The organism is Xenorhabdus kozodoii (assembly GCF_002632875.1).
GTDB classification, from domain to species: domain Bacteria; phylum Pseudomonadota; class Gammaproteobacteria; order Enterobacterales; family Enterobacteriaceae; genus Xenorhabdus; species Xenorhabdus kozodoii.
Window position 1 is genome coordinate 32,560 of the sequence record NZ_NJCX01000002.1, and the last position, 24,415, is coordinate 56,974.

19 protein-coding genes, 2 tRNA genes, 1 pseudogene and 1 other annotated feature are annotated in these 24,415 nt (G+C 44.6%); of the genes and pseudogenes, 15 read left to right on the plus strand and 7 right to left on the minus strand.

Annotation, left to right across the window (positions count from 1 at the left end; translation table 11 throughout):
- Positions 1-88: a sequence feature (5S ribosomal RNA rRNA prediction is too short), on the plus strand.
- 66 nt (positions 89-154) lie between these two features.
- A tRNA-Asp gene (locus tag Xkoz_RS01650) sits at positions 155-231 on the plus strand.
- A gap of 8 nt (positions 232-239) precedes the next feature.
- A tRNA-Trp gene (locus tag Xkoz_RS01655) sits at positions 240-315 on the plus strand.
- 205 nt (positions 316-520) lie between these two features.
- Here Xkoz_RS01655 and hdfR read toward each other — a convergent pair.
- On the minus strand, positions 521-1,378 hold the full coding sequence (gene hdfR / locus Xkoz_RS01660) for an HTH-type transcriptional regulator HdfR (RefSeq protein WP_099140454.1): 858 nt from the start codon (positions 1,376-1,378) through the stop codon (positions 521-523).
- 115 nt (positions 1,379-1,493) lie between these two features.
- Between hdfR and Xkoz_RS01665 the strand changes: the two genes are divergently transcribed.
- Positions 1,494-1,832 carry a MaoP family protein gene (locus Xkoz_RS01665; protein ID WP_099140455.1) on the plus strand — a complete coding sequence of 113 codons (339 nt, stop codon included), beginning with the start codon at positions 1,494-1,496 and terminating at the stop codon, positions 1,830-1,832.
- Between the two features lie 62 nt (positions 1,833-1,894).
- Here the strand turns inward: Xkoz_RS01665 and Xkoz_RS01670 are convergent, their stop codons facing one another.
- Positions 1,895-3,421 carry a YifB family Mg chelatase-like AAA ATPase gene (locus tag Xkoz_RS01670; protein WP_099140456.1) on the minus strand — a complete coding sequence of 509 codons (1,527 nt, stop codon included), beginning with the start codon at positions 3,419-3,421 and terminating at the stop codon, positions 1,895-1,897.
- 597 nt (positions 3,422-4,018) lie between these two features.
- On the opposite strand from Xkoz_RS01670, the gene ilvL reads away from it, so the two are divergent.
- The 6 genes from ilvL to ilvA all read left to right on the plus strand — a co-directional run bounded on the left by ilvL (position 4,019) and on the right by ilvA (position 10,600).
- Positions 4,019-4,114: an ilv operon leader peptide gene (ilvL, locus tag Xkoz_RS01675; RefSeq protein WP_099140457.1), complete on the plus strand. Its 96-nt coding sequence runs from the start codon at positions 4,019-4,021 to the stop codon at positions 4,112-4,114.
- A 145-nt stretch (positions 4,115-4,259) separates the two neighbouring features.
- On the plus strand, positions 4,260-5,906 hold the full coding sequence (gene ilvG / locus Xkoz_RS01680; protein WP_099140458.1) for an acetolactate synthase 2 catalytic subunit: 1,647 nt from the start codon (positions 4,260-4,262) through the stop codon (positions 5,904-5,906).
- Positions 5,903-6,160, plus strand: a complete 258-nt coding sequence (ilvM, locus tag Xkoz_RS01685) for an acetolactate synthase 2 small subunit (protein ID WP_099140459.1) — start codon at positions 5,903-5,905, stop codon at positions 6,158-6,160. The genes ilvG and ilvM overlap by 4 nt, the downstream gene beginning before the upstream one ends.
- Before the next feature lie 24 nt (positions 6,161-6,184).
- Positions 6,185-7,111, plus strand: a complete 927-nt coding sequence (locus Xkoz_RS01690) for a branched-chain amino acid transaminase (protein ID WP_099140460.1) — start codon at positions 6,185-6,187, stop codon at positions 7,109-7,111.
- Positions 7,112-7,199: 88 nt separating this feature from the next.
- A complete protein-coding gene (ilvD, locus tag Xkoz_RS01695; protein ID WP_099140461.1) occupies positions 7,200-9,050 on the plus strand; it encodes a dihydroxy-acid dehydratase in 1,851 nt (616 codons plus the stop codon).
- 2 nt (positions 9,051-9,052) lie between these two features.
- Positions 9,053-10,600 carry a threonine ammonia-lyase, biosynthetic gene (gene ilvA, locus Xkoz_RS01700; protein ID WP_099140462.1) on the plus strand — a complete coding sequence of 516 codons (1,548 nt, stop codon included), beginning with the start codon at positions 9,053-9,055 and terminating at the stop codon, positions 10,598-10,600.
- Positions 10,601-10,712: 112 nt separating this feature from the next.
- Here the strand turns inward: ilvA and ilvY are convergent, their stop codons facing one another.
- Positions 10,713-11,594, minus strand: a complete 882-nt coding sequence (gene ilvY, locus Xkoz_RS01705) for an HTH-type transcriptional activator IlvY (protein ID WP_099140463.1) — start codon at positions 11,592-11,594, stop codon at positions 10,713-10,715.
- 160 nt (positions 11,595-11,754) lie between these two features.
- On the opposite strand from ilvY, the gene ilvC reads away from it, so the two are divergent.
- Entirely contained in the window at positions 11,755-13,233 is a 1,479-nt protein-coding gene (gene ilvC, locus Xkoz_RS01710) for a ketol-acid reductoisomerase (protein WP_099140464.1), read from the plus strand.
- A 54-nt stretch (positions 13,234-13,287) separates the two neighbouring features.
- Here the strand turns inward: ilvC and Xkoz_RS22500 are convergent, their stop codons facing one another.
- The gene (locus Xkoz_RS22500) at positions 13,288-13,425 is read right to left on the minus strand and encodes a hypothetical protein (protein ID WP_244183369.1); all 138 of its coding nucleotides are present in this window, start codon (positions 13,423-13,425) and stop codon (positions 13,288-13,290) included.
- Positions 13,426-13,460: 35 nt separating this feature from the next.
- Positions 13,461-13,724, minus strand: a pseudogene (locus Xkoz_RS22505) (class II histone deacetylase); the annotation flags it as partial.
- Between the two features lie 558 nt (positions 13,725-14,282).
- Between Xkoz_RS22505 and rep the strand changes: the two are divergent.
- Positions 14,283-16,316, plus strand: a complete 2,034-nt coding sequence (rep, locus tag Xkoz_RS01720; protein ID WP_099140465.1) for a DNA helicase Rep — start codon at positions 14,283-14,285, stop codon at positions 16,314-16,316.
- 51 nt (positions 16,317-16,367) lie between these two features.
- Here rep and gppA read toward each other — a convergent pair whose 3' ends face one another.
- The gene (gene gppA, locus Xkoz_RS01725) at positions 16,368-17,876 is read right to left on the minus strand and encodes a guanosine-5'-triphosphate,3'-diphosphate diphosphatase (protein ID WP_099140466.1); all 1,509 of its coding nucleotides are present in this window, start codon (positions 17,874-17,876) and stop codon (positions 16,368-16,370) included.
- A gap of 92 nt (positions 17,877-17,968) precedes the next feature.
- Positions 17,969-19,252 carry an ATP-dependent RNA helicase RhlB gene (rhlB, locus tag Xkoz_RS01730; RefSeq protein WP_099140467.1) on the minus strand — a complete coding sequence of 428 codons (1,284 nt, stop codon included), beginning with the start codon at positions 19,250-19,252 and terminating at the stop codon, positions 17,969-17,971.
- Between the two features lie 119 nt (positions 19,253-19,371).
- On the opposite strand from rhlB, the gene trxA reads away from it, so the two are divergent.
- The 4 genes from trxA (at position 19,372) to wzzE (ending at position 24,354) form a co-directional block, all read left to right on the plus strand.
- A complete protein-coding gene (gene trxA, locus Xkoz_RS01735; protein ID WP_099140468.1) occupies positions 19,372-19,698 on the plus strand; it encodes a thioredoxin TrxA in 327 nt (108 codons plus the stop codon).
- Between the two features lie 865 nt (positions 19,699-20,563).
- Positions 20,564-21,823 carry a transcription termination factor Rho gene (rho, locus tag Xkoz_RS01745; protein WP_099140469.1) on the plus strand — a complete coding sequence of 420 codons (1,260 nt, stop codon included), beginning with the start codon at positions 20,564-20,566 and terminating at the stop codon, positions 21,821-21,823.
- 341 nt (positions 21,824-22,164) lie between these two features.
- A complete protein-coding gene (gene wecA, locus Xkoz_RS01750; protein ID WP_099140470.1) occupies positions 22,165-23,253 on the plus strand; it encodes a UDP-N-acetylglucosamine--undecaprenyl-phosphate N-acetylglucosaminephosphotransferase in 1,089 nt (362 codons plus the stop codon).
- A 30-nt stretch (positions 23,254-23,283) separates the two neighbouring features.
- Positions 23,284-24,354 carry an ECA polysaccharide chain length modulation protein gene (gene wzzE / locus Xkoz_RS01755; protein WP_099140471.1) on the plus strand — a complete coding sequence of 357 codons (1,071 nt, stop codon included), beginning with the start codon at positions 23,284-23,286 and terminating at the stop codon, positions 24,352-24,354.
- Positions 24,355-24,415 lie beyond the last annotated feature (61 nt).

Sequence of the window (24,415 nt, forward strand, 5' to 3'; positions counted from 1 at the left end):
GTGGGACCACCTGAATCCATGCCGAACTCAGCAGTGAAACGCCGTCGCGCCGATGGTAGTGTGGGGCCTCCCCATGCGAGAGTAGGGCACTGCCAGACATTCAATTAAGCCTTTGTTGCCGGCACAAAAAGCAGCAAGTGGTCAGAAATTCGGTGGTGCGGTAGTTCAGTTGGTTAGAATACCGGCCTGTCACGCCGGGGGTCGCGGGTTCGAGTCCCGTCCGCACCGCCACCGTATTTAGGGGCGTAGTTCAATTGGTAGAGCACCGGTCTCCAAAACCGGGTGTTGGGAGTTCGAGTCTCTCCGCCCCTGCCAGTTAACAACTAAGTAATAATTGATATAGCTTTCAGATTAATAGCCCAGCTAAATTTAGCTGGGTTTTTTCTTGCTTGTCACTTTCTATGCAACTCTCACATATTGCAACTCTGACATTCTGAAGCATAGTTTTAATCTCTGGTTTCGTGTCATTCTCATTTCTTTGCAGGCGCGACTCCTTTGCGCGCTATATCGTATACATTCCTTACTTTGATAAAAATTGCTCTTGGGCAGTTGCAGACGCTTTTTCGACAGGAATTTTTAATAAATGTTGGATGAGGGCTTGCTGGTCACTGTTTTGCAGCCATACAGCATATAACGGTCGTTCTATTAACTCATTATTAGGTAAGGCAACGAGTTTCGGATATTCTTCTTGCCAGTGTATAGGAAGAAAGGCTGTAGCATTTACGCTATTCAATAATTCTCTGGCAATATGCGCTGATGTGGTTGTCATGATCGGAGGATGATCATTCTTTAAGATTTGTTGTTCTTGCTGATGAAAATCAGCGCCCCACTCTAATTTAATATAATTCTCCACCCCTTTATCAAGATTATTCTGGGTCGTTAATAAAATAAGCTGGATTTTACCTATTAACTGGCTTTGAAACTCATCCATTTTAGGCGGCTCACTCGTAATTAAGAGATCTAATTCACGAGAATGTAACTGCTTGACTAACGACTGGCGTGTCGAAACCAGAGTCTCAATTCTAGTTTCCTGATGGTGTTGATAAAATGTGTTTAGCCAGGATGTTAGATAACTTTCCCACAGGGATGCTGTAGCACCGATAGAAAGTTTTGTGTGCTGGGCGACATAATTGATTTCTTTCTTCGCCAATTGCCAGGTACTCATTAGTGATTCTGCATAAGGGACCAGGCGTTCTCCGGCTGCTGTTAAGCGGATATTATTGCGATGTCGAGTGAATAAATTGGTCCCCAACTGATTTTCTAATTGTCGGATCCGAAAGCTAACAGCGGATTGTGTCAAATAAAGCGATTCAGCCGCCCGACCAAAGTGGCGAGTCTTACTGACTTCCAAAAAGGTTTTCAGTAATTCAGTGTCCACATGTATCTCCAATAGTTTTTGTCGTTAAGATTTAAATATTTTGTTTTACAGAATGTCAAGCCTCCCTAATACTCCGCGCCATAATTAGTATGACTTAGAGTTAGGAGTGTGTCAGATGGCTGAAAGCTTCATCACGACTAATCGTTTTTTCGATAATAAACATTATCCACGTGGATTTTCCCGTCATGGTGATTTCACCATCAAAGAGGCTCAATTGCTAGAACGTCATGGTCATGCGTTCAATGAATTGGACCTTGGTAAACGTGAACCTCAAACAGAAGAAGAAAAACTGTTTGTTGCAGTTTGCCGTGGTGAACGTGCACCTGCAACGACAGAGGAAAAGTTATGGACTAAGTATTTGGAAAAAGTTAGTCGTCCAAAACGCTTCCATACACTTTCCGGTGGAAAACCACAGGTTGATGCTACAGAAGACTATACCGATAGTGATGATTAATACCATCATTGATATTAATCACCTACAGAAGAGGGGCGGTTGCCTCTCTTCCAATCAGTCACCTACCCAACCTGTTTCTGTAATTGAATAAGTAGCCTATCCATACTTCGGTAGCTGAGTGCTTCCATAATATCCTGTTTTTCTATTCTTTTTTGGTCTTTTAAATCTGCAATTGTACGGGACACCCTGAGTATTCTGTGCCAGGCACGTATAGACAGTCCTAATTTCAATAAAGTATTTTCCAGAAAAACAGCATCTTCCATGCTAATTTTGCAAATATCTTCGGTTTGTTTGCTACTGAGATGGGCATTGATATGTCCACACCGCTCTATTTGTATTTTTCTTGCCCTTGCTACGCGTTTTTTGACTTCCTGGCTACTTTCACCATGTTTTGTTGATGATTGACTTAAAATTCCTGGGGGAAGTAGGGGGACTTCAATAGAGAGGTCAAACCGATCTAAAAAAGGACCTGAAAGTTTGGAAAGATAGCGTAATACTTGATGTGGGCTACTTCTGTTATGTAGCCCCTGATGATAGCCGGTTGGGCTAGGATTCATAGCTGCAATCAATTGAACTTGGGCAGGGAAACGGACTTTTGCCCTGGCACGGGATATCACTATTTCGCCAGATTCCAATGGCTCACGCAGGGCATCAAGGACACTACGGTTAAATTCGGGTAATTCATCTAGAAATAATACGCCATTATGGGCAAGAGAAATATCTCCTGGCTTGGGGATTGAGCCTCCCCCAACAAGAGCTGCCATTGAAGAACTGTGATGAGGGGCTCTAAACGGGCGTGTATGCCATTTTTTGGGACTAACTGAACATCCCGCTAAGCTATTGATTGCAGCGACTTCTAGCGCCTCCTGATGTGTTAATGGTGGTAATAAGCTGCATAATCGGCTGGCAAGCATGGTCTTACCGGTGCCAGGGGGACCGAGTAGCAGAAGATTATGACCGCCAGCGGCAGTGATTTCCAATGCTCGTTTAGCTTGTTCCTGCCCAATGATGTCCTGTATATCCAGAACAAATGCTTCAGTCTGTAGTTCAACAGGAGCAGGGAAAGGTAAGGTCGTTTTTTCTCCTTGTAAGAAATGACAGACTTGTAGCAAATGATTTGCCATTAGCGTTTCATTTTGAGACAAAATTGCCAGTTCAGTTTGATTGCCTGCGGAGAGGATGAGTTGCCTTCCCGCTTTTTTAGCACTCAAGGCAGCGGGAATTGCTCCCGTGACTCGCCGTATTTCACCAGAGAGGGCTAATTCACCTAAAAACTCATAATTATGTAGCTTATCTGTCGTGATCTGCTCCGATGCTGCCAGAATTGCGATAGCGATGGGTAAATCATATCTTCCCCCTTCTTTGGGGAGATCCGCGGGTGCTAAATTGACAGTAATTCTCTTGGGAGGATAAGTAAAACCACTATTGATCAGAGCACTTCGGACACGATCTCTGGCTTCTTTTACGGTAGTTTCAGGCAAGCCGACGAGGGTGAGGCCAGGTAAGCCATTACTGATATGTGCTTCTACCGTGACGGTAGGGGAATTAATACCGATTGTTGCCCGTGTATGGATAACGGCAAGTGTCATGATGCTCTCCTTAGCAAGAAAGCTGCTATCATGAATCGATAAAAAATAATGAAAAGTCGGCTTTCGTTATTTTGTGAAAAGGCTCGTAAATATATTTATCTTAATAGTTATATTGCAATCATTCAGTAGTTTGGATTTTAATAATAACATCATGTTATATATGAATAATGTTATACAAGGTAACGCTTATGAAAAAATATCGCATGTGAGTAGGTGCTATTTTTTAGTCATTATAACAGGATGAAATTCATAAATTTAATTTTATTAATTTTAGCTTTGAATTTTGTTAATAATAATGATTATTAATCAGGCGGGTTAGGTTAAACCATATTTTACCCATGTTATGGTGATTTGTATTATTAACTGCTTTTTATCATTTTATTTGTTAATTATTCTGCAAAATAACAAAGTTGTGAAATTTTGTGCGACATAAATGGCTAAATGCCAGTGAATTTATCTGTTCTCTTTCTATCTAAGTGAAAAGTATCAATAAAATAATTTTGTTATAAAAAAATAAAAATAATCGTTGTCAACAACCAGAGAAAGTGATAACTCTTAAATATACGTCAAGCATACGAGTTAAAAACAAATAAAATTATGAACACATTTGTCCTAGTGATTAGCCTAATTATTGTGAGCGTGGTGGTGATTATCCCACCGTGCGGGGCTGCACTTGGACGAAGAACGGCTTAGACAGAAAAACTAGCCAGAATCCGAAAAACCCCCGCACCGAAAGGCGCGGGGGTTTTTTTTAGGCTTCAAACTAAGTTCGATACGTAGAAATAACACAACATCACAATAGCCAACGGCAAGGTAAACATAAACTGGGGAGGCGGCAATGAACGGGGCACAATTAGTTGTAGAGGCATTACGAAAACAGGGAATTGAAAAAGTTTTTGGTTATCCTGGTGGCGCTATCATGCCAGTTTATGATGCGTTGTATGACGGAGGCGTTGAGCATATTTTATGTCGCCATGAACAAGGCGCCGCTATGGCTGCAATTGGCTATGCGAGAGCAAGTGGTAGGCCAGGCGTTTGTATCGCGACATCAGGGCCAGGAGCAACTAACTTAATCACGGGATTGGCCGACGCATTCTTGGATTCTGTTCCTGTTGTCGCCATTACTGGGCAGGTAAGTTCTGAATTTATAGGGACGGATGCCTTTCAGGAAATTGATATACTGGGAATGTCTCTTTCTTGTACAAAACACAGTTTTCTTGTTGACTCACTGGAAAAATTACCTCAAATCATGGCCGAAGCCTTTACCATTGCCATGAGTGGTCGTCCTGGCCCTGTTCTGATTGATTTACCCAAAGATATTCAGTTGGCCCAAGGCGATTTTGCGCCCTATTTAATACCGACACCCCCTACGTTTTCTCTTCCAAAACAAGAAATTGAATTAGCCCGTCAATTATTGGCTGCATCTCGGAAACCCATTCTGTACATAGGTGGGGGCGTTGGCATGTCTGGTGCTGTTGCTGAATTACGCCATTTTGTATCTGAAACGGGTATTCCCGTTGTTTCCACATTGAAAGGGTTGGGCGCGGCAGATTCTGGACATGAATGTTATTTGGGAATGTTAGGGATGCATGGCACTAAAGCGGCTAATCTTGCCGTTCAATCCTGTGATTTGTTAATTGCCGCTGGATCACGTTTTGATGACCGTGTTACCGGGAAGCTGAATACTTTTGCCCCTAATGCCAAAGTGATTCATTTGGACATTGATCCTGTTGAGTTCAATAAATTACGTCAGACGCACGTTTCATTATTAGGTGATTTAAAAACCCTCCTGCCTCATTTACAACAACCTTTATCGATCCAAGCCTGGCAGCAAAAAATCAAACAATTAAAAAACGAACATGCATGGTGTTATGACTATCAGGGTAAAAGTATTTATGCTCCGTTGTTATTGAAGCAGGTTTCTGAACGTGCTTCGCCCAATACGGTTATCACAACTGATGTTGGGCAGCACCAGATGTGGGCTGCCCAGCACATGGCTTTTAGTCAACCAGAGAATTTCATTACCTCAAGTGGATTAGGCACGATGGGATTCGGCATTCCAGCGGCGATTGGCGCCCAGATGGCTCGCCCAAAAGATAGGGTTATCTGCATATCAGGTGACGGCTCCTTCATGATGAACGTTCAGGAATTGGGCACCATTAAACGCAAACAATTGCCAGTCAAATTGATCTTATTGGATAACCAAAGATTAGGCATGGTTCGCCAGTGGCAAGAGTTGTTTTTTGACAAACGTTATAGCGAAACGATTTTAACTGATAATCCTGATTTCCTTATGTTGGCGCAGGCCTTTGGTATTCCGGGACAGAGAATTACGGATAAAGCACAAGTGGATGGCGCATTGGATGCGTTGTTCAGCAGCGAGGGCGCGTACTTATTACACGTGTCTATTGATGAATTAGAGAATGTCTGGCCCTTGGTTCCACCAGGCGCAAGTAACGAAACCATGTTGGAGAAGCCATTATGATACAGCATCAACTTGCTATTAAGGCGCGGTTTTGTCCTGAGATTTTAGAGCGTATCTTGAGAGTTACCCGTCACCGCGGATTTCAGATATATGCATTGAATATGGATCATATAACAGATAGTGATAATGTGAATATTGAACTCACCGTGACTAGCCAGCGTCCGGTTAATTTACTTTTTTCTCAACTGATGAAATTAGTGGATGTGTCTGGTGTCGAGATCAAACATAAAAAATCACGATTAATAAGCGCGTAATGCGCCATTGAAGGAAAACTGAGAATGACAAAGCAAGCTGATTATATTTGGTTCAATGGGGAAATGGTGCCTTGGGCAGAGGCTAAAGTTCACGTTATGTCCCATGCCTTACATTATGGAACGTCGGTATTTGAAGGGATCCGTTGCTATGACTCCCACAAAGGACCTGTTGTTTTTCGGCATCGTGAACATATGCAACGCTTGCGTGACTCAGCCAAAATTTACCGTTTCCCAGTGAGCCAAAGTGTTGATGAATTGATGGAGGCTTGCCGTGAAACACTGCGCAAAAATAAATTGATTAGTGCTTACATTCGTCCACTGGTCTTTGTGGGGGATGTTGGAATGGGAGTAAACCCACCTGCGGGTTATAAAACAGACGTTATTATTGCCGCTTTTCCGTGGGGCGCTTATCTTGGTGAGGAAGCCTTGGATCAGGGCATTGATGCGATGGTGTCTTCATGGAATCGTGTGGCAGCCAATACGATCCCTACAGGTGCAAAAGCCGGGGGAAATTATCTCTCTTCTTTGCTGGTGGGAAGTGAAGCGCGACGTCATGGTTATCAGGAAGGGATTGCACTGGATGTGCACGGTTATATTTCAGAAGGTGCGGGCGAAAACTTGTTTGAAGTGAAAGAGGGCGTTTTATTCACGCCGCCATTTACTTCATCGGCTTTGCCGGGGATCACCCGTGATGCCATCATCAAATTGGCACAGGATCTTGGTCTGGAAGTGCGTGAGCAGGCACTTTCTCGCGAATCGCTTTATTTAGCGGATGAAGTCTTTATGACCGGAACGGCGGCGGAGATCACACCGGTTCGTAGCGTAGATGGTATTCAGGTTGGGATCGGCAAATGTGGCCCAGTGACTAAAAAGATCCAAAACGCGTTTTTTGGCCTATTTGATGGTACGACAGAAGATAAATGGGGCTGGTTAGATCCCGTTAACCCTTAATAAAAAAGATAAAACTCAGCAGGCGGTCGTTCCCCGCCTGTTTTAATCGTTGAAGTTAATTGATAAGACAGAGATGGGAGTCAAGACAATGCCTAAATACCGTTCTGCTACGACAACTCATGGCCGCAATATGGCGGGCGCACGTGCCTTGTGGCGAGCCACAGGAATGACCGATGCAGATTTTGGAAAACCTATCATTGCGGTTGTTAATTCATTCACGCAGTTCGTGCCAGGGCATGTCCATCTGCGTGATCTCGGTAAGCTGGTGGCAGAACAGATTGAGGCATCTGGAGGCGTTGCGAAAGAGTTCAATACCATCGCGGTTGATGATGGTATCGCGATGGGGCATGGTGGAATGCTCTATTCATTGCCTTCACGTGAATTGATCGCTGATTCGGTGGAATATATGGTCAATGCCCACTGTGCGGATGCCATGGTGTGCATTTCCAACTGTGACAAAATCACGCCAGGCATGTTGATGGCATCTCTGCGCTTAAATATTCCAGTCATTTTTGTTTCTGGTGGTCCAATGGAGGCGGGTAAAACGCGCTTATCCGATCAACTGATTAAGCTGGATTTGGTCGATGCCATGATCCAGGGCGCCAATCCCAATGTCAGTGATGAACAGAGCGACCAAATCGAACGTTCAGCCTGCCCGACATGTGGTTCTTGCTCCGGTATGTTTACGGCGAATTCGATGAATTGCCTGACTGAAGCACTTGGGCTTTCGCAGCCCGGTAATGGTTCACTGCTCGCGACTCATGCAGATCGCAAAAATTTGTTTATCAACGCAGGTAAGCGCATTGTTGAACTGACTAAACGCTATTATGAGCAAGATGATGATAGCGCTCTCCCGCGTAATATTGCGACTAAAGCTGCCTTTGAAAATGCCATGACATTAGATATTGCGATGGGCGGTTCGACGAACACCGTCCTGCATTTGTTGGCCGCTGCACAGGAAGGTGAAGTTGATTTTACGATGGCGGATATTGATCGTCTGTCTCGTCAAGTGCCGCATTTATGTAAGGTTGCTCCAAGCACTCAGAAATACCATATGGAAGATGTACATCGCGCAGGTGGCGTGATGGGGATACTTGGTGAGCTTGATCGTGCAGGGCTTTTGCATCGCGATGTGAAAAATGTTTTGGGGTTGGATTTGCCACACACGTTGGCCCAGTACGACATCATGCTGACGAAAGACGAAAGTGTTCACCGGATGTATGCAGCGGGGCCAGCTGGCATTCGTACCACGAAAGCTTTCTCACAGGATTGCCGTTGGCCATCGCTGGATACCGATCGCAAAGCAGGCTGTATTCGTGAGCATACCCATGCTTACAGTCAGGATGGTGGGCTGGCCGTTTTGTTTGGCAACATTGCAATAGATGGTTGCATTGTGAAAACAGCAGGCGTTGATGAAGAAATCCTGACTTTCCGTGGTTCTGCCAAAGTTTATGAAAGCCAGGATGAGGCAGTAGACGCCATTCTCAGTGGGAAAATCGTGGCCGGCGATGTGGTGGTTATTCGTTATGAAGGGCCGAAAGGTGGCCCAGGCATGCAGGAAATGCTCTACCCCACTACCTATTTGAAATCTATGGGGCTGGGGAAGAGTTGTGCATTAATTACGGATGGGCGTTTTTCCGGCGGAACATCGGGATTATCGATTGGCCATGTATCGCCAGAAGCGGCAAATGGTGGCTTGATTGGCCTGATTAATGACGGCGATATCATCAATATTGATATTCCAAACCGTAAAATTCAGTTGGACATAACGGAAACAGAACTTGCAGAGCGCGCACAAGCCGAATTATCTCGCGGAGCTAAGGCATGGACACCGAAATCCCGTGAGCGTCAGGTTTCTTTGGCATTACGTGCTTATGCTTCATTGGCGACCAGTGCTGACAAAGGCGCTGTGCGTGATAAAACCAAACTGGGGAGTTGATTGTGGCGGTTTATCCTCTTAATACTGAACCCAAGGGAGCGGAATATCTCAAGGCGGCATTGAGTGCGCCAGTTTATGATATTGCTCAAGTCACTCCCTTACAGGAAATGAAAAAAATTTCTGCACGTTTAGGCAATACGATTTTGGTTAAACGGGAAGATCGCCAGTTGGTACATAGTTTCAAATTGCGTGGTGCATACGCGATGATCGCGGGTTTGACGGAAGAGCAAAAAGAAAAAGGCGTGATCACGGCTTCCGCAGGCAACCATGCGCAAGGTGTTGCATTATCCGCCAGTAAGGTTGGCATAAAAGCCACCATTGTTATGCCGATAGCAACCGCGGATATTAAAGTCGATGCGGTTCGCAGTTTTGGTGGCGAGGTTTTGTTGCATGGTACAAACTTCGATGAAGCGAAGGCAAAAGCCATTGAGATGGCAAAAGAGCACGGTTATACCTTCGTTCCCCCCTTTGACCATCCGGTTGTGATTGCCGGCCAGGCGACGCTGGCGATGGAACTGCTACAGCAGGATGTTCATCTTGATCGCATCTTTGTTCCGGTTGGCGGTGGTGGATTGATTGCGGGGGTTGCCGTTCTTATTAAACAGCTTGTACCTGAAATGAAAGTTATTGGCGTGGAAGCTGAAGATTCTGCCTGTTTGAAAGCGGCGCTGGAAGCAGGGCGCCCGGTTGATTTGCCAAGAGTGGGATTATTTGCGGAAGGTGTGGCAGTCAAACGCATTGGCGACGAAACGTTTCGTTTATGCCAGAAATATGTTGATGATGTCATTACCGTAGACAGTGATGCCATCTGTGCTGCCTTGAAAGATATTTTTGAAGATGTCAGAGCCGTTGCCGAGCCTTCTGGCGCGCTGGCGCTGGCAGGTTTAAAGAAATATGTCCAGCAACACCAGATTAAAGGGGAGCGATTAGCGCATATTCTTTCTGGCGCTAATGTGAATTTTCATGGATTACGTTACGTTTCAGAACGCTGTGAACTTGGGGAACAGCGTGAAGCCTTGCTGGCAGTGACTATTCCTGAACAAAAAGGGAGTTTCTTGCAGTTCTGTCAGATACTGGGTTCTCGTGTTGTGACTGAATTCAGTTATCGTTATTCAGATGCAACAGATCCAAACCAGGCCTGCATTTTTGTCGGTATCAGACTGAGTCGGGGAAATACTGAACGTTGTGAAATCATTGAAGAGCTAAAAGCATCGGGATATCAAGTCGCTGATTTTACGGATGATGAAATGGCGAAGCTGCATGTGCGTTATATGATCGGTGGCAGACCCTCCAGGCCATTACAGGAACGGTTGTTTAGTTTTGCCTTTCCTGAATCACCAGGCGCTTTACTAAAATTTTTACAAACCTTGGGAACTCACTGGAATATCACGCTGTTTCATTACCGTAGCCACGGCATGGATTATGGGCGAGTATTGGCTGCTTTTGAGCTTTCAGAGCCGGAAGTGCGTTTTGATCGCTATTTGGATGCACTGGGCTATGAATATCATGACGAAACCGATAATCCCTCATTCAAATTATTTTTGACTTAAGCAATAAATCAATATACCCGTCGTCTTTCAAGATGCGTCTTATATCTCCCCGCTGCGCGGGGAGATATAAACACTCTCTTATTTCGTTTCTTTTGGATGGAATTCGTAAAGGTTACAGTAGTTCCCAAAACGTCTTCATCAAAGGTTCGTTTAAGCGCTTGTTTAGTGCACAAACCCCCAATTCAAACGGCTCGACCGGTGCAATATTTTCCAGCAGTGAAATACGGTTACGCACTGGTTCGGGACTGTTTTCGACAACAACCGTCGGGATCAATGCAACGCCGCAACCCAGTGCGACCATAGAAACTATCGCTTCATGGCCGGAGACTGTCGCATAAATGACGGGATGCAAAATCTTATGCCGACGGAACCAAAGTTCAATGCGTTTGCGGGAAGGGCCGTGCTCCGGCAGGATAAACGGGATGTTATTCCAATCAGGGTGTTCCTGGGTAGCGAGATTTCTTACGGTGCAAGGCAGGGAAGGGGCAATCAGTACCAATGGTACTTCACCGATTTTAGTAAAGCTGACATTATCGGGTAATTTCTCTGGTTTGCCTGCAATCCCTAAATCCACAGCATCGGATTGAACGCGATCTACGGCATCAGCCGCATCGCCTGTTGTCAGCTTGATTTCCACTAAGGGGTGCTCTGCCCGAAATTTATCCAATACTTGTGGCAGATGGCTATATGCCGCCGTGACTGAACAGAACAGACGTAACTCTCCCGTCAGTGATGGGCTTTGGTGGTTTAAAGAATGCTGTAGCTGCTTATATTGCAGGAGCGTTTGCTGAGCAAATTGTTTGAATTGTTCGCCAGCGGAAGTCAATTTTACGGTTCGGTTGTCCCGCAGAAAAAGTGGATGTCCCAATAATTCCTCAAGACGTTGGATCTGGCGTGAGAGTGTCGATGGGCTGACGTGCATGGCTTTGGCTGAGCGCCCAAAGTGGCAACTTTCCGCAAGGTGTAAAAACAGTTTTAAATCACGTAGATCCATCGCTTTTAGGCCCTTTATCCAGCGGCTTTGTGCCGTAAGAAAGTTTGTTGCATAAACTGCAATATAGTCTTGTTAATATATCAATTTCAGCAATGGCTTTCATGTCATATATTGTTGCTATGCAAACGACCTCACCTCTAATTATTATATCGGAGTCACCATGGCGAATTATTTTAATACGTTGAACTTGCGTCAACAATTGGCGCAGTTAGGCAAATGCCGGTTTATGGCGCGAGAAGAATTTACTGACGAAGCAGGGTATTTGAAAGGCAAGAAAGTGGTGATCATCGGTTGTGGTGCGCAAGGGCTAAACCAAGGTCTCAATATGCGTGATTCTGGTTTAGATATTGCCTATGCCCTGCGTAAAGAAGCGATTGATGAAAAACGTCCCTCATGGCGTAAGGCAACCGAAAATGGTTTCAACGTTGGCACTTATGAAGCGTTAATTCCACAGGCCGATTTGGTGATCAACCTGACGCCAGACAAACAGCATTCAGCGGTGGTTCAGGCGGTTCAACCTTTGATGAAAGAAGGCGCAGCGCTGGGTTATTCCCATGGTTTTAACATTGTCGAAGTGGGTGAGCAAATACGCAAAGATATCACCGTTGTGATGGTTGCCCCTAAATGCCCAGGCACAGAAGTGCGTGAAGAATATAAGCGTGGATTCGGTGTGCCGACCCTGATAGCTGTCCATCCAGAAAATGATGTCAAAGGTGAAGGGATGGCGATCGCGAAAGCGTGGGCTGCCGCAACCGGAGGACATCGGGCTGGCGTGTTGGAATCTTCTTTCGTAGCAGAAGTTAAATCTGACCTGATGGGAGAACAGACCATTCTGTGTGGCATGTTACAGGCGGGTTCTCTGTTGTGCTATGACCAACTGGTTGCTGAGGGTGTGGCTCCCGGTTATGCCGGAAAATTAATCCAATTTGGTTGGGAAACTATCACCGAAGCCCTGAAACAAGGTGGCATAACGTTGATGATGGATCGTCTGTCCAACCCAGCCAAATTGCGCGCTTATGCCTTGTCTGAACAACTGAAAACCCTTTTAACGCCGTTGTTCCAGAAACATATGGATGACATCATTTCGGGTGAATTTTCTGCCACGATGATGGCAGACTGGGCGAATGATGATAAAAACTTGCTGACCTGGCGTGAGGAAACCGGTAAAACCTCCTTCGAAAATTACCCAGACTACTCAGGGCATATCAGTGAACAGGAATACTTTGATCATGGCGTCCTGATGATTGCAATGGTCAAAGCGGGGGTAGAACTGGCATTCGAAACGATGGTAGATACGGGCATTATCGAAGAGTCTGCTTATTATGAATCTTTGCATGAATTGCCATTGATTGCGAATACCATTGCTCGCAAGCGTTTGTATGAAATGAACGTGGTCATTTCTGATACTGCGGAATACGGTAACTATCTGTTCTCGTACGTCGCGGTTCCGTTGCTGAAAGAGACGTTTATGGCAGCGTTGCAAGCTGGGGATTTAGGAAAAGCCGTTGCTGATCGTAGCATTGATAATGCGCAGCTACGTGATGTCAATGAAGCGATCCATAACCATCCAATTGAAGTTATCGGCCGTACTTTGCGTGGTTATATGACGGATATGAAACGCATTGCCGTCGGTGGCTAACATCCTATTTTACCTGCCCGAAATTATTTTATCGGGCAGGGCGATTTTTCATTCTTACAGATTAAATTTTAGTTTCAGTTCATCAATGACTTGGCGCTGGAATGCGTCAAATCGTTCTTTTGGTTGCTGCGATTGGAGCATATTCAGTGCCGGATCGTTAATTTTGGTGCGTACGCCACTTAATTCCTCCATGACAGCTAACCCACAGAAAGGTACATAGGCTTCAGAAAACGTTGTAAATAATCTTCGGTGTGAACTAACCTCAGCGTTGCATCATCGAGGGGTTCTGCACTACGCAGTTGTAACGAATGGCTTAAACCGGAAACATCCATTAAGTTCTTCATTCTGCGTTTTGTTTCCGGTGATTCAGCATGTCCTGCCCCGTTGGGAGGCTGTACCCATCCTCCAACCGGAAATGTCATGACATGTAATAATCCAGAATTGTGCCAGAAACAGAGTTCATCAAAGAAAAAGCCGGTTTTGCGTAACATATTACATCCTCTTTGATCCCCTTTATCTTTCAAGCCACAACTTGAAATCTATTGGGTATATTGATGGTATGTCAATAAGCGTAATTGATTGTTATAACATTAATGCAGTTAAATAGATTCGATGTATTTCAATGACAGCAACATCAATATTGATATAGTTAACCAGAATAATTTAAATTCCTCGTGAGATAATATTAGTGGCTATTATGCAAGTAAGGTATGGATTTTTCCATCTGCCCGCTTTATTAAAAAATGTATCAATAACAAAGGGATGAGAGTAATTGGTGATAGCTTAAGATATTGAAAACAAGGTGGCTATCTGTTTATGGATTAAGAACATGGGTCAGGATTTTATTTTTCCCGCCGTTATTATTCATCTTATAAAAAATAAAACACACGATAATTTTTATATTATGTTAAAAAGTGGCTTATATTCATGTTGTTATTTATCTTTTCTTGTAATAATTCATTGCGGTAAAGAAAACCGTCTGGTTAGCCTTGCTTTCTGCTACAATTCCACTCCCTGAACTTTCATCCTGATATAGTTTTCGAAACAGTATGCGATTAAATCCAAGTCAACAACAAGCGGTTGAATTTGTAACAGGACCTTGCCTGGTTCTGGCAGGTGCTGGCTCTGGCAAGACGAGAGTCATCACCAATAAAATTGCCTACCTGATCCGCGCCTGTGGTTATCAGGCTCGCCATATTGCGGCAGTCACTTTTACCAATAAGGCCGCACGTGAGATGAAAGAGCGTGTTGCACAAACTTTGGGCCGTAAGGAAACCCGCGGGTTGATGATCTCGACTTTCCATACCTTAGGGTTGGAGATCGTTAAGCGTGAATACAAGGCGCTGGGAATGAAAAGCAATTTTTCATTGTTTGATGATCAAGACCAGATGGCGTTGCTAAAAGATCTCACCGCGGATTTGTTAGAAGAAGACAAGGATCTGCTGCAAAAACTGATTTCGAACATTTCTCACTGGAAAAATGACTTAATGTTGCCAGAGCAGGTGATGAGAATGGCTCGTTCAGCGCAGGAACACCAGTTTGCAGAGTGTTACCGTCGCTATGACTTGCATCTGACGAGTTGTAATGTGCTTGATTTTGATGATCTGATTACCAAACCCACATTGCTGTTAATGCATGATGAGGACGCGAGGGAACGCTGGCAGAATAAAATTCGCTATTTGCTGGTGGATGAATATCAGGATACGAATACCAGTCAATATCAACTGGTGAAATTATTGGTCGGTCATCGCGCACGTTTTACGGTGGTTGGTGATGATGATCAATCCATTTATTCATGGCGTGGTGCTCGCCCACAGAATTTGATCTTATTGAAAGACGATTTCCCGCAGTTGAATGTCATTAAGCTGGAACAAAATTACCGTTCATCAGGGCGGATATTAAAATCGGCGAATATTCTGATAGCCAACAACCCTCATGTCTTTGAGAAAAAACTTTTTTCAGAATTGGGTTATGGGGAACCGCTCAGGGTGATCGAAGCGAGCAATGAAGATCACGAAGCTGAGCGTGTCGTCGGGGAGCTGCTTGCTCACCATTTTATCCATAAAACAGACTACAAAGATTACGCTATTTTATATCGTGGTAATCACCAATCCCGTATCTTCGAAAAAATGTTGATGCAAAACCGTATTCCTTACCGAATCTCAGGCGGAACATCATTTTTTTCTCGGCCTGAAATTAAAGATCTGCTCTCTTACCTGCGTGTCTTGACCAATCCTGAGGATGACAGTGCCTTTTTACGTATCGTCAACACACCACGGCGAGAAATTGGTGCAGTAACGATCCAAAAATTGGGTGAGTGGGCGAGTCAGCGTAACAAGAGCTTGTATCAAGCCAGTTTTGATCTTGGGTTGGAACAATATTTGACCGGACGCGGTTTGGCTGCATTACAGCGCTTTGCCTACTGGATGGATGAAATATCCCGTCAGGCGGAGCGGGAGCCATTGCTGGCGGTAAGAGACTTACTGCGTGGTATGGATTACGAAAGCTGGTTATATGAATCCTCCCCCAGCCCTAAGGCGGCTGAAATGAGAATGAAGAACGTCAACCAACTCTTTACCTGGATGAGTGAAATGCTTGAGGGAGACGACTTGAATGAGCCAATGACCCTTGCCCAGATCGTGGCGCGTTTTACGTTGCGGGATATGCTGGAGAGAAACGAGGAAGATGAGGGGCTGGATCAGGTTCAGTTGATGACGTTACATGCTTCCAAGGGGTTGGAGTTTCCCTATGTTTTTTTAGTGGGTATGGAAGAAGGTTTGCTTCCACACCAAAGCAGTATTGATGAAGATAACATTGAGGAAGAGCGCCGTTTGGCTTATGTAGGCATTACGCGCGCGCGTAGAGAGCTTTTCTTCACTTTCAGCAAAGAGCGTCGTCAGTTTGGTGAACTTATCCGTCCAGAGCCGAGTCGATTCTTGCTTGAATTGCCACAGGATGATTTGGATTGGCCGCAGGGTAAGCGGGTGATAAGTGCAGAAGAAAGGATGAAACAGGGGCAATCGCGCCTTGCTGATATTAAATCCCGTTTGGGGATCGGGCAGAAAAACGACAATAAGCAATAAAGCATACCCTGTTAACCCTGCATTTGCGGATAAATGCAGGAGGGTAAAACGTTAGCCCAGACGAGCGTTATTTTGCTCTTCAAGAAATAGTGACCATTGGACATAACTCTGCCACTTCATTTCTTGCTGTAATGCTTCGGCTCTGAGTGGGTGTTTTATCTGCCATTGATGGGGCAAAGTGACTGTCAGGGTTTCATTTTCCGCCTGTAACCGTAAAGCGGGTAAAATATCATCCCGCCGGCGGCTGGCGAAAATAATCGCCAGACGTAATAGACGGCATAGCCGTTGTGCCTGTTGCGGTGATACGGCATTTTGCTGACTGAGTGAGGCTAAATCGACGGGGCCGTTTTGGTTTTTCAATAGGGCCGCTAAAAGTCGTTTTTGGGCGGGAGTATAACCAGGCAGATCCAAGTGGCTTATCAAATAAGCGGAGTGGGCAGGTCCTTGGCGAAAATCCACAAACAGGCCTATTTCATGGAGCAAACAGGCACTGCTTAATAACTCATGACAACGTTCGTCCAGTTTCCATGATCGGGTAACTTGTTGGAAAAAATGGTCGGCCAACTGTTTGACACGCTGTGCCTGTGCGATATCCAATTGGAAGCGATGCTGAATATTGAGTCGGGTTCTTGCACGAATATCCTGCTCAATCGGTAAATCCAGCATCCCGTAAACCAGGCCTTCACGCAGTGCGCCACCCGCCAATATCATACTTTCGATATTCAAGGCCTGAAAAATGGCGATTAAGATGGCTAATCCACTGGGAAAAACCAATGCCCGTTCCAGGGTCAGCCCATCAATTTCCAACTCTTCCAGCTTGCCGCATTCCATCGCCTGATGTTTAAGTTGCTGGAGTTTAGGTAGGGTGATCAATTCATCCATACCTTGGGCAATCATAATTTCCTGCAAGGCCTGCACCGTGCCGGAAGCCCCTACACAAATTTTCCAGCCTTGTGAGAGCAACTTAGTGCTGACAGGGCTGAGAATATGATGGGCAGCCGCTTCTGCATTGGCAAAGTTTTCTGCTGCCAGGCGGCGATCATTAAAATAACGTTCCAGCCAGGTAACACAACCCATTTCAAGGCTGAAAAGCTGATTGGCCCTGGCGCCAATACCTGTTACCAATTCAGTACTGGCGCCGCCAATATCGACGACAAGTCGCTTTTCAGATCCGCCAGTTGTATGAGCGACACCTTGGTAAATGAGCCGAGCTTCTTCTTCGCCGCTGATCACATGGACAGGGTTACCCAGTATTTCTGAGGCCTTCCTGACAAATCCTTCTGAATTTTCTGCCAGCCTCAAGGTTGCTGTAGCAACAACGCGGATATGCGAGACAGGAATATCCTGGAGATATTCGGAAAAAAGGCGTAAACACTGCCATCCCCGTTCCATCGCCTGTTGTGATAAGTGATTATTGTTATCCAATCCGGCAGCCAGCCTGACTTTGCGTTTGATGCGAGTGACGACTTGAATGCTGCCGGATACTTCACGAACAACCAGCATATGAAAACTGTTTGAGCCTAAATCAATAGCCGCATAAAGCGAAGAAGCACTCAGCATAGTATTTATTCCAGCCTGTGTTGTTTCAGCATCGTGTTACTGACGTTATTTTAAACCGATCACCGATCGTATTGTTTCAACATTATCTCATCTTAGCCTGGGCGCTTACGGTTGCGTGTTGCATTGCCACGACGCGGTACGCCGGTACGTCGAGGGTGTCCTCCTGAGCGGGTGCGATTACGACGCTTAGGTACAGGCAGATCTTTTAGCAACGCATCACTGTTATATTTGCTGACCGGTATCTGGTGCTGGATATATTCTTCAATGGACGGTAAGTTCAGTGCATACTCTTCACATGCCAGACTGATGGAATGACCACTTTTTCCCGCACGACCTGTCCGGCCAATCCGATGAACATAGTCTTCACAGTCATCCGGTAGGTCATAGTTAAATACGTGTGTCACTGACGGGATGTGTAGCCCACGGGCGGCAACATCTGTGGCAACCAGAATGTCCAGATTGCCTTGGGTGAATTCTTCAAGAATATGCAGGCGTTTTTTCTGTGCAACATCACCGGTCAACAGGCCAACCCGATGACCATCAGCAGCCAGATGAGCCCAGATGTCTTCACAGCGGTGTTTGGTATTGGCAAAAATGATGCAGCGATCAGGCCATTCTTCTTCCAGCAACGTCTGTAACAGACGCATTTTTTCTTCATTGGAAGGATAAAATAGCTCTTCCTGAATACGGTGCCCTGTTTTTTGCAGAGGCTCCACTTCCACATACTCAGGATTATTCATCTGCTCAAACGCCAGTTCACGCACTCGGTAAGAGAGTGTTGCGGAGAACAATAAATTCATTCTTTCTGTCGCCACCGGGAGGCGGCGGAACAACCAGCGAATATCTTTGATAAAGCCTAAATCATACATGCGATCCGCTTCATCAAGCACAATAACCTGAATGGCGCCAAGATGGATGTAGCCCTGTTTGGTGAAATCGATCAAACGCCCTGTGGTGCCAATGATGATATCGACACCCGCTTCCAGCACTTTAAGCTGTTTATCATAGCCATCGCCGCCATAGGCAAGGCCCATTTTTAACCCAGTGACTTGTGCTAATTCTTCTGCGTCAGAGTATATCTGAACCGCCAGTTCACGGGTTGGAGCCATAATCAACGCTCTTGGCTGATTCGTTTTACGCTCTTTCGTCGTGGGATGGGTTAATAAATAATTAAAAGTAGACGTCAAAAATGCCAGCGTCTTGCCTGTTCCGGTTTGTGCTTGCCCCGCAACATCTCGGCCTTCGACAGTTAAAGGCAATGTTAGCGCCTGTATTGGCGTGCAGTTTAAAAACCCTTTTTTATCAAGGGCTTCTATGACTTTTGGGTGCAATGAGAAGTCGGAAAACTTCTTTTCTGTCAAATGTGTTTTGCTCATAGTAAGGTAGAATATCAGTTAACTATTGCTTTAAGAAAGTGTATCCGCTGAAATAAAGACACCTTAACGTTGGTTAATGTACACTGACACCGTAAAAGATTTTATTTTTGGAGCAAAAAATGAGTGCGAATATTATCTCTCTGACTGATGCTGGCTTTGGAAGCGATGTCCTGAAAGCACAAGGCCCTGTTCTTGTTGAATTCTGGGCTGAATGGTGCGGTCCTTGCAAAATGATTGCCCCTATTCTGGATGAAATTGCTACAGAATACGAAGGAAAACTGACCGTTGGTAAACTGAACATTGATGATAACCCAGCAACAGCACCAGAATACGGTATTCGTGGTATCCCAACGCTGATTCTGTTTAAAGATGGTGAAAAGGCCGCAGTAAAAGTGGGTGCTTTGTCAAAAACTCAATTGAAAGAGTTTTTAGAGCCACACCTCTAATTTAGAGTCAGGTCACAGTAATTACGGACGTTTGGCGTATGAGGCGATTTATCCCATTGACCGCTAGACGTCCGCTACGAAGCATGGTAAGTTAGCGGCACATATACTTGTATGACGTTTTGCTTGAACGAATTCTTTATTCGATATAAAAGCTTATTGATATAAAGAGTTGACATTAAGCGAGTTGCATACTAAACAATTTGTAGTGTCTGATAAATCTGTTATCTCTGGATCACCTGAAGTATCCGATAGCATATCGCATTTGGTAAAATTTCTGAGTCTATATACGATTAATCCAATATATAGCGTAGTACACTCATAGCGTCCTAATGCTCAATATCTTTAAGCAGAGTGTTTTTATCCCAGACATTTTTATGTTTAGCCTTCTTATGTTAGACAGAAAATCCGCTAATCGTGATTATGTCAAAAAGCGCTTATGTTAAAAAATGTTTATGCTGAAAGATGTATATGCTGAAATAGTGCCCACTGTTAAATCTTAATCGTGTTCGCATTATGGAATTGTATTTACATTATAGATAGTTATAACATGTGGAACAGAGACAGTTAGAAGATAGGATATTCAGACGATAGCTATAAACAGTGCTCATACCGAGATAATGTTTACGCTGGGAAAGTTCCTATATTGAAACTAACCATGTTTCGCTACTATCTCAGTCGTGTTTTGACAGTTTGTCAGCCTTATTTTGACATCAATCTGAGTACTTCAAACTATTGCCTTGTAATATAATTTAATATGTTAGAAGGTGTTATTCGTTTCTGGTACAAATAAACAGGCATCGATAGTGCTGCCATACCATTCACGTTCATAGTTCGAGATATACCCCGAGTTAAAGAACCCACCATTATGAATCTTACCGAATTAAAGAATACGCCGGTATCTGAGTTGATTACTCTCGGCGAAAATATGGGGCTGGAAAACCTGGCTCGTATGCGTAAACAGGACATCATTTTCTCTATTCTCAAACAGCATGCGAAAAGCGGAGAGGATATTTTCGGAGATGGTGTGCTGGAGATATTGCAGGATGGATTTGGTTTCCTCCGCTCCGCAGACAGTTCTTACCTTGCAGGCCCCGATGATATCTACGTTTCTCCTAGTCAAATCCGCCGCTTTAACCTCCGTACCGGTGACACCATTTCAGGGAAAATCCGCCCACCAAAAGAAGGTGAACGTTATTTTGCTCTGTTGAAAGTTAATGAAGTTAACTTTGACAAACCTGAAAACGCCCGCAATAAAATCTTGTTCGAAAACCTGACGCCACTTCACGCCAACAACCGTTTGCGTATGGAGCGTGGTAATGGATCTACTGAAGATTTGACCGCTCGTGTTCTGGATCTGGCCGCGCCGATTGGTCGTGGTCAGCGTGGGCTGATCGTGGCTCCACCAAAAGCCGGTAAGACCATGCTGCTGCAAAATATTGCAGCTAACATTGCCCATAACTATCCAGATTGCGTTCTGATGGTTCTGCTGATTGATGAGCGTCCAGAAGAAGTGACTGAAATGCAGCGCCTGGTTAAAGGCGAAGTCATTGCTTCAACCTTCGATGAACCCGCTTCCCGCCATGTCCAAGTGGCTGAAATGGTCATCGAAAAAGCGAAGCGTCTGGTTGAACATAAGAAAGACGTTATTATCCTGCTGGATTCTATTACCCGTCTGGCTCGCGCATATAACACAGTGGTTCCTGCTTCCGGTAAGGTCCTGACTGGTGGTGTAGATGCGAACGCCCTGCATCGTCCAAAACGTTTCTTTGGTGCTGCACGTAACGTGGAAGAAGGTGGTAGCTTGACCATCATCGCAACGGCGCTGGTTGATACGGGTTCCAAGATGGATGAGGTTATTTACGAAGAATTTAAAGGTACAGGTAATATGGAATTGCACCTGTCCCGTAAGATTGCGGAAAAACGTGTCTTCCCAGCTATTGATTACAACCGTTCTGGAACCCGTAAAGAAGAGCTGCTCACTACACAGGATGAACTACAGAAGATGTGGATCCTACGTAAAATCATCCATCCGATGGGTGAAATCGACGCGATGGAATTCCTGATCAATAAACTGGCTATGACAAAAACAAACGAAGAATTCTTCGACTTTATGAAACGTTCATAGTTTTTGTAAATTTATTGATAGTCTTGTAATAAATAATATTCACTTCTCTAAAACGCCACATTTTGTGGCGTTTTTTATAGATGCATATTGAATTTTAGCTGAAATGGCACATATTTTGCATGCGTATATGTGGTGTGGTTGGATGGAGATACGCTAAGTGAATTGCTTACAAGTATTCAAATTGATCACGAACTTACGGCCAACATTATTCATGCAGTGATTTTTTATGCATGGTAGAACTCTTATTTTGTGAATACCAACTTGTAGAACCATCGTCATAAGCATCTATAAGGTCTATCAATAATAGATGGCCCATCGTTATCTTGCAGAGAGCTGTTATTGTGAATATTCCCAGTATGAGTGCCGAAATTTTTTACGTATTTATATTCTCATTCGTATTTTTGTTTGTGGCTCGTAAGGTAGCAAAACATATTGGTTTAGTTGATAAACCCAATTATCGCAAGTGTCACCGAGGATTGATTCCTTTAGTTGGTGGTATATCGTTGTTTTTTACTGTTTGTTTTGCATTTGCAATCACAAAAGAGTTTATCCCACACAAATGGACATATTTGGCCTGTGCAGGAGTCTTGGTTTTTGTCGGTGTGCTGGATGATCGATTTGATGTCAGCGTGAAAATTAGAGCCGTGATCCAAGCCTTGGTCGGCATTAGCATGATGTTCTTTGCTAATCTTAAACTTGAGAGTTTAGGTAATTCCTTTGGTCCTTGGGAAATGACTCTGGGGCCATTCGGTTATATTGTGACCTTGTTTGCTGTCTGGGCCGCCATTAACGCTTTCAATATGATGGATGGTATTGACGGTTTGCTGGGAGGAATATCTTGTGTTTCTTTCGGTGCATTAGGCATTTTGCTTTATGATAACGGGAATATGGCGCTGGCGTTTTGGTGCTTCGCATTTATTGCAGGAATATTGCCTTATATCTTCCTCAATCTTGGTCTATTGGGAAAACGTTTCAAAGTATTTATGGGGGATGCAGGAAGTACCTTAATCGGCTTTACTGTTATTTGGTTACTGACCGAAACGACGCAAGGGGAAAATGCGTCTATTAGTCCGGTGACAGCATTATGGGTCATCGCAATTCCACTTATGGATATGGTTGCTATTATGTACCGTCGATTACGTAAGGGAATGAGCCCGTTTTCTCCAGATCGCCAGCATATCCATCACTTGATTATGCGTGCTGGGTTTACTTCTCGTCAGGCATTTATTTTGATCACTTTGGCTGCCGCTTTATTAGCATCGATTGGAATTATCGCTGAACGGTTGATTTTTGTTCCTGAGTGGGTGATGTTGGCATTATTTTTGCTTGCATTTATGTTGTATGGCTATTGCATCAAAAGAGCGTGGAAGGTAGCCCGTTTTATCAAACGGTGTAAGCGCCGTATGCGTCGGGCAGCAAGCCATCATTAAAAACATCGACAAACAAAGAGGTTTTGTGCAGTGATAAACTCAGAAACGAAATCTAAACAGGATCAACCTGCTATAGAGCATGAGCTGGATATTCGGACGCTGTGTTATGCTTTGTGGCATGGAAAGATATGGATTATCGCACTGGCAATCATTTTCGCTGCCGTCGCTCTGGGTGCATCTTATTTGATGCAGCAAAAATGGAGCGCAACCGCTATTGTCGATTTACCGACAACGAATAATTTGGGTAGCTACTATTCGCAACAACAATTCTTGCGTAATTTGGATACCCATATCAATGCCTCGCCAGAGGCGCAATTACCCACGATTCCAGACGGTGCATACGAAGAATTCATGACTCAGGTCTCGGCCTATGATACCCGCCGTGAGTTTTGGCTCCATTCTGAGTATTACAAACACCGCAAGGAAGGAAATGCCAAAGCGGATGCTGTATTGTTAGATGAATTGATCAACGCTATTAAAATTACGCGCAGTGAGGATAAAGCATCATCAAATGACAGCATCAAATTGACAGCAGAAACCGCCGCTGATGCCAACCAACTTCTGCGCCAGTATATTGCGTTTGCCAACCAACGGGCGAATTCTCACCTCAATAACGAAATCAAAGGGGCATGGGCGACCCGTACCCAGTCAATGAAAGCGTTGGTGAAACGTCAGGAAATGGTGGCAAAGGCGATCTATCATCGTGAATTGAATGTCTTACAACAGTCGCTGAAAGTGGCTGAGAAACAAGGTATTCACCGTAATCAGACCGATATTCCTATCGAAGAACTCCCTGAATCCAAAATGTTTATGTTGGGTATGCCATTGTTACAAGCCCAAATTGAAACGTTGGAGGTGACCGGCCCGAACTACAGCATCGATTATGATCAAAATATCGCGATGCTGGCGACATTAAATGTCGGCCCGACATTGCAAGACGCTTTCCTGACTTACCGCTATCTCAGGACTCCAGAGGAACCTGTCAACCGAGACAGTCCCCGTCGTGCTTTTATGATGATTTTGTGGGGCGCCGTTGGCATGCTGGTTGGGGCAGGTGTTGCTTTGGTAAGACGTTCTCGCTCCGTCAGCTCATATCAATAACAGTATGTAAATGAGCCATAGGTTTCTAAATTCCTTTTTTGGACGTATCTGCAATGATTGA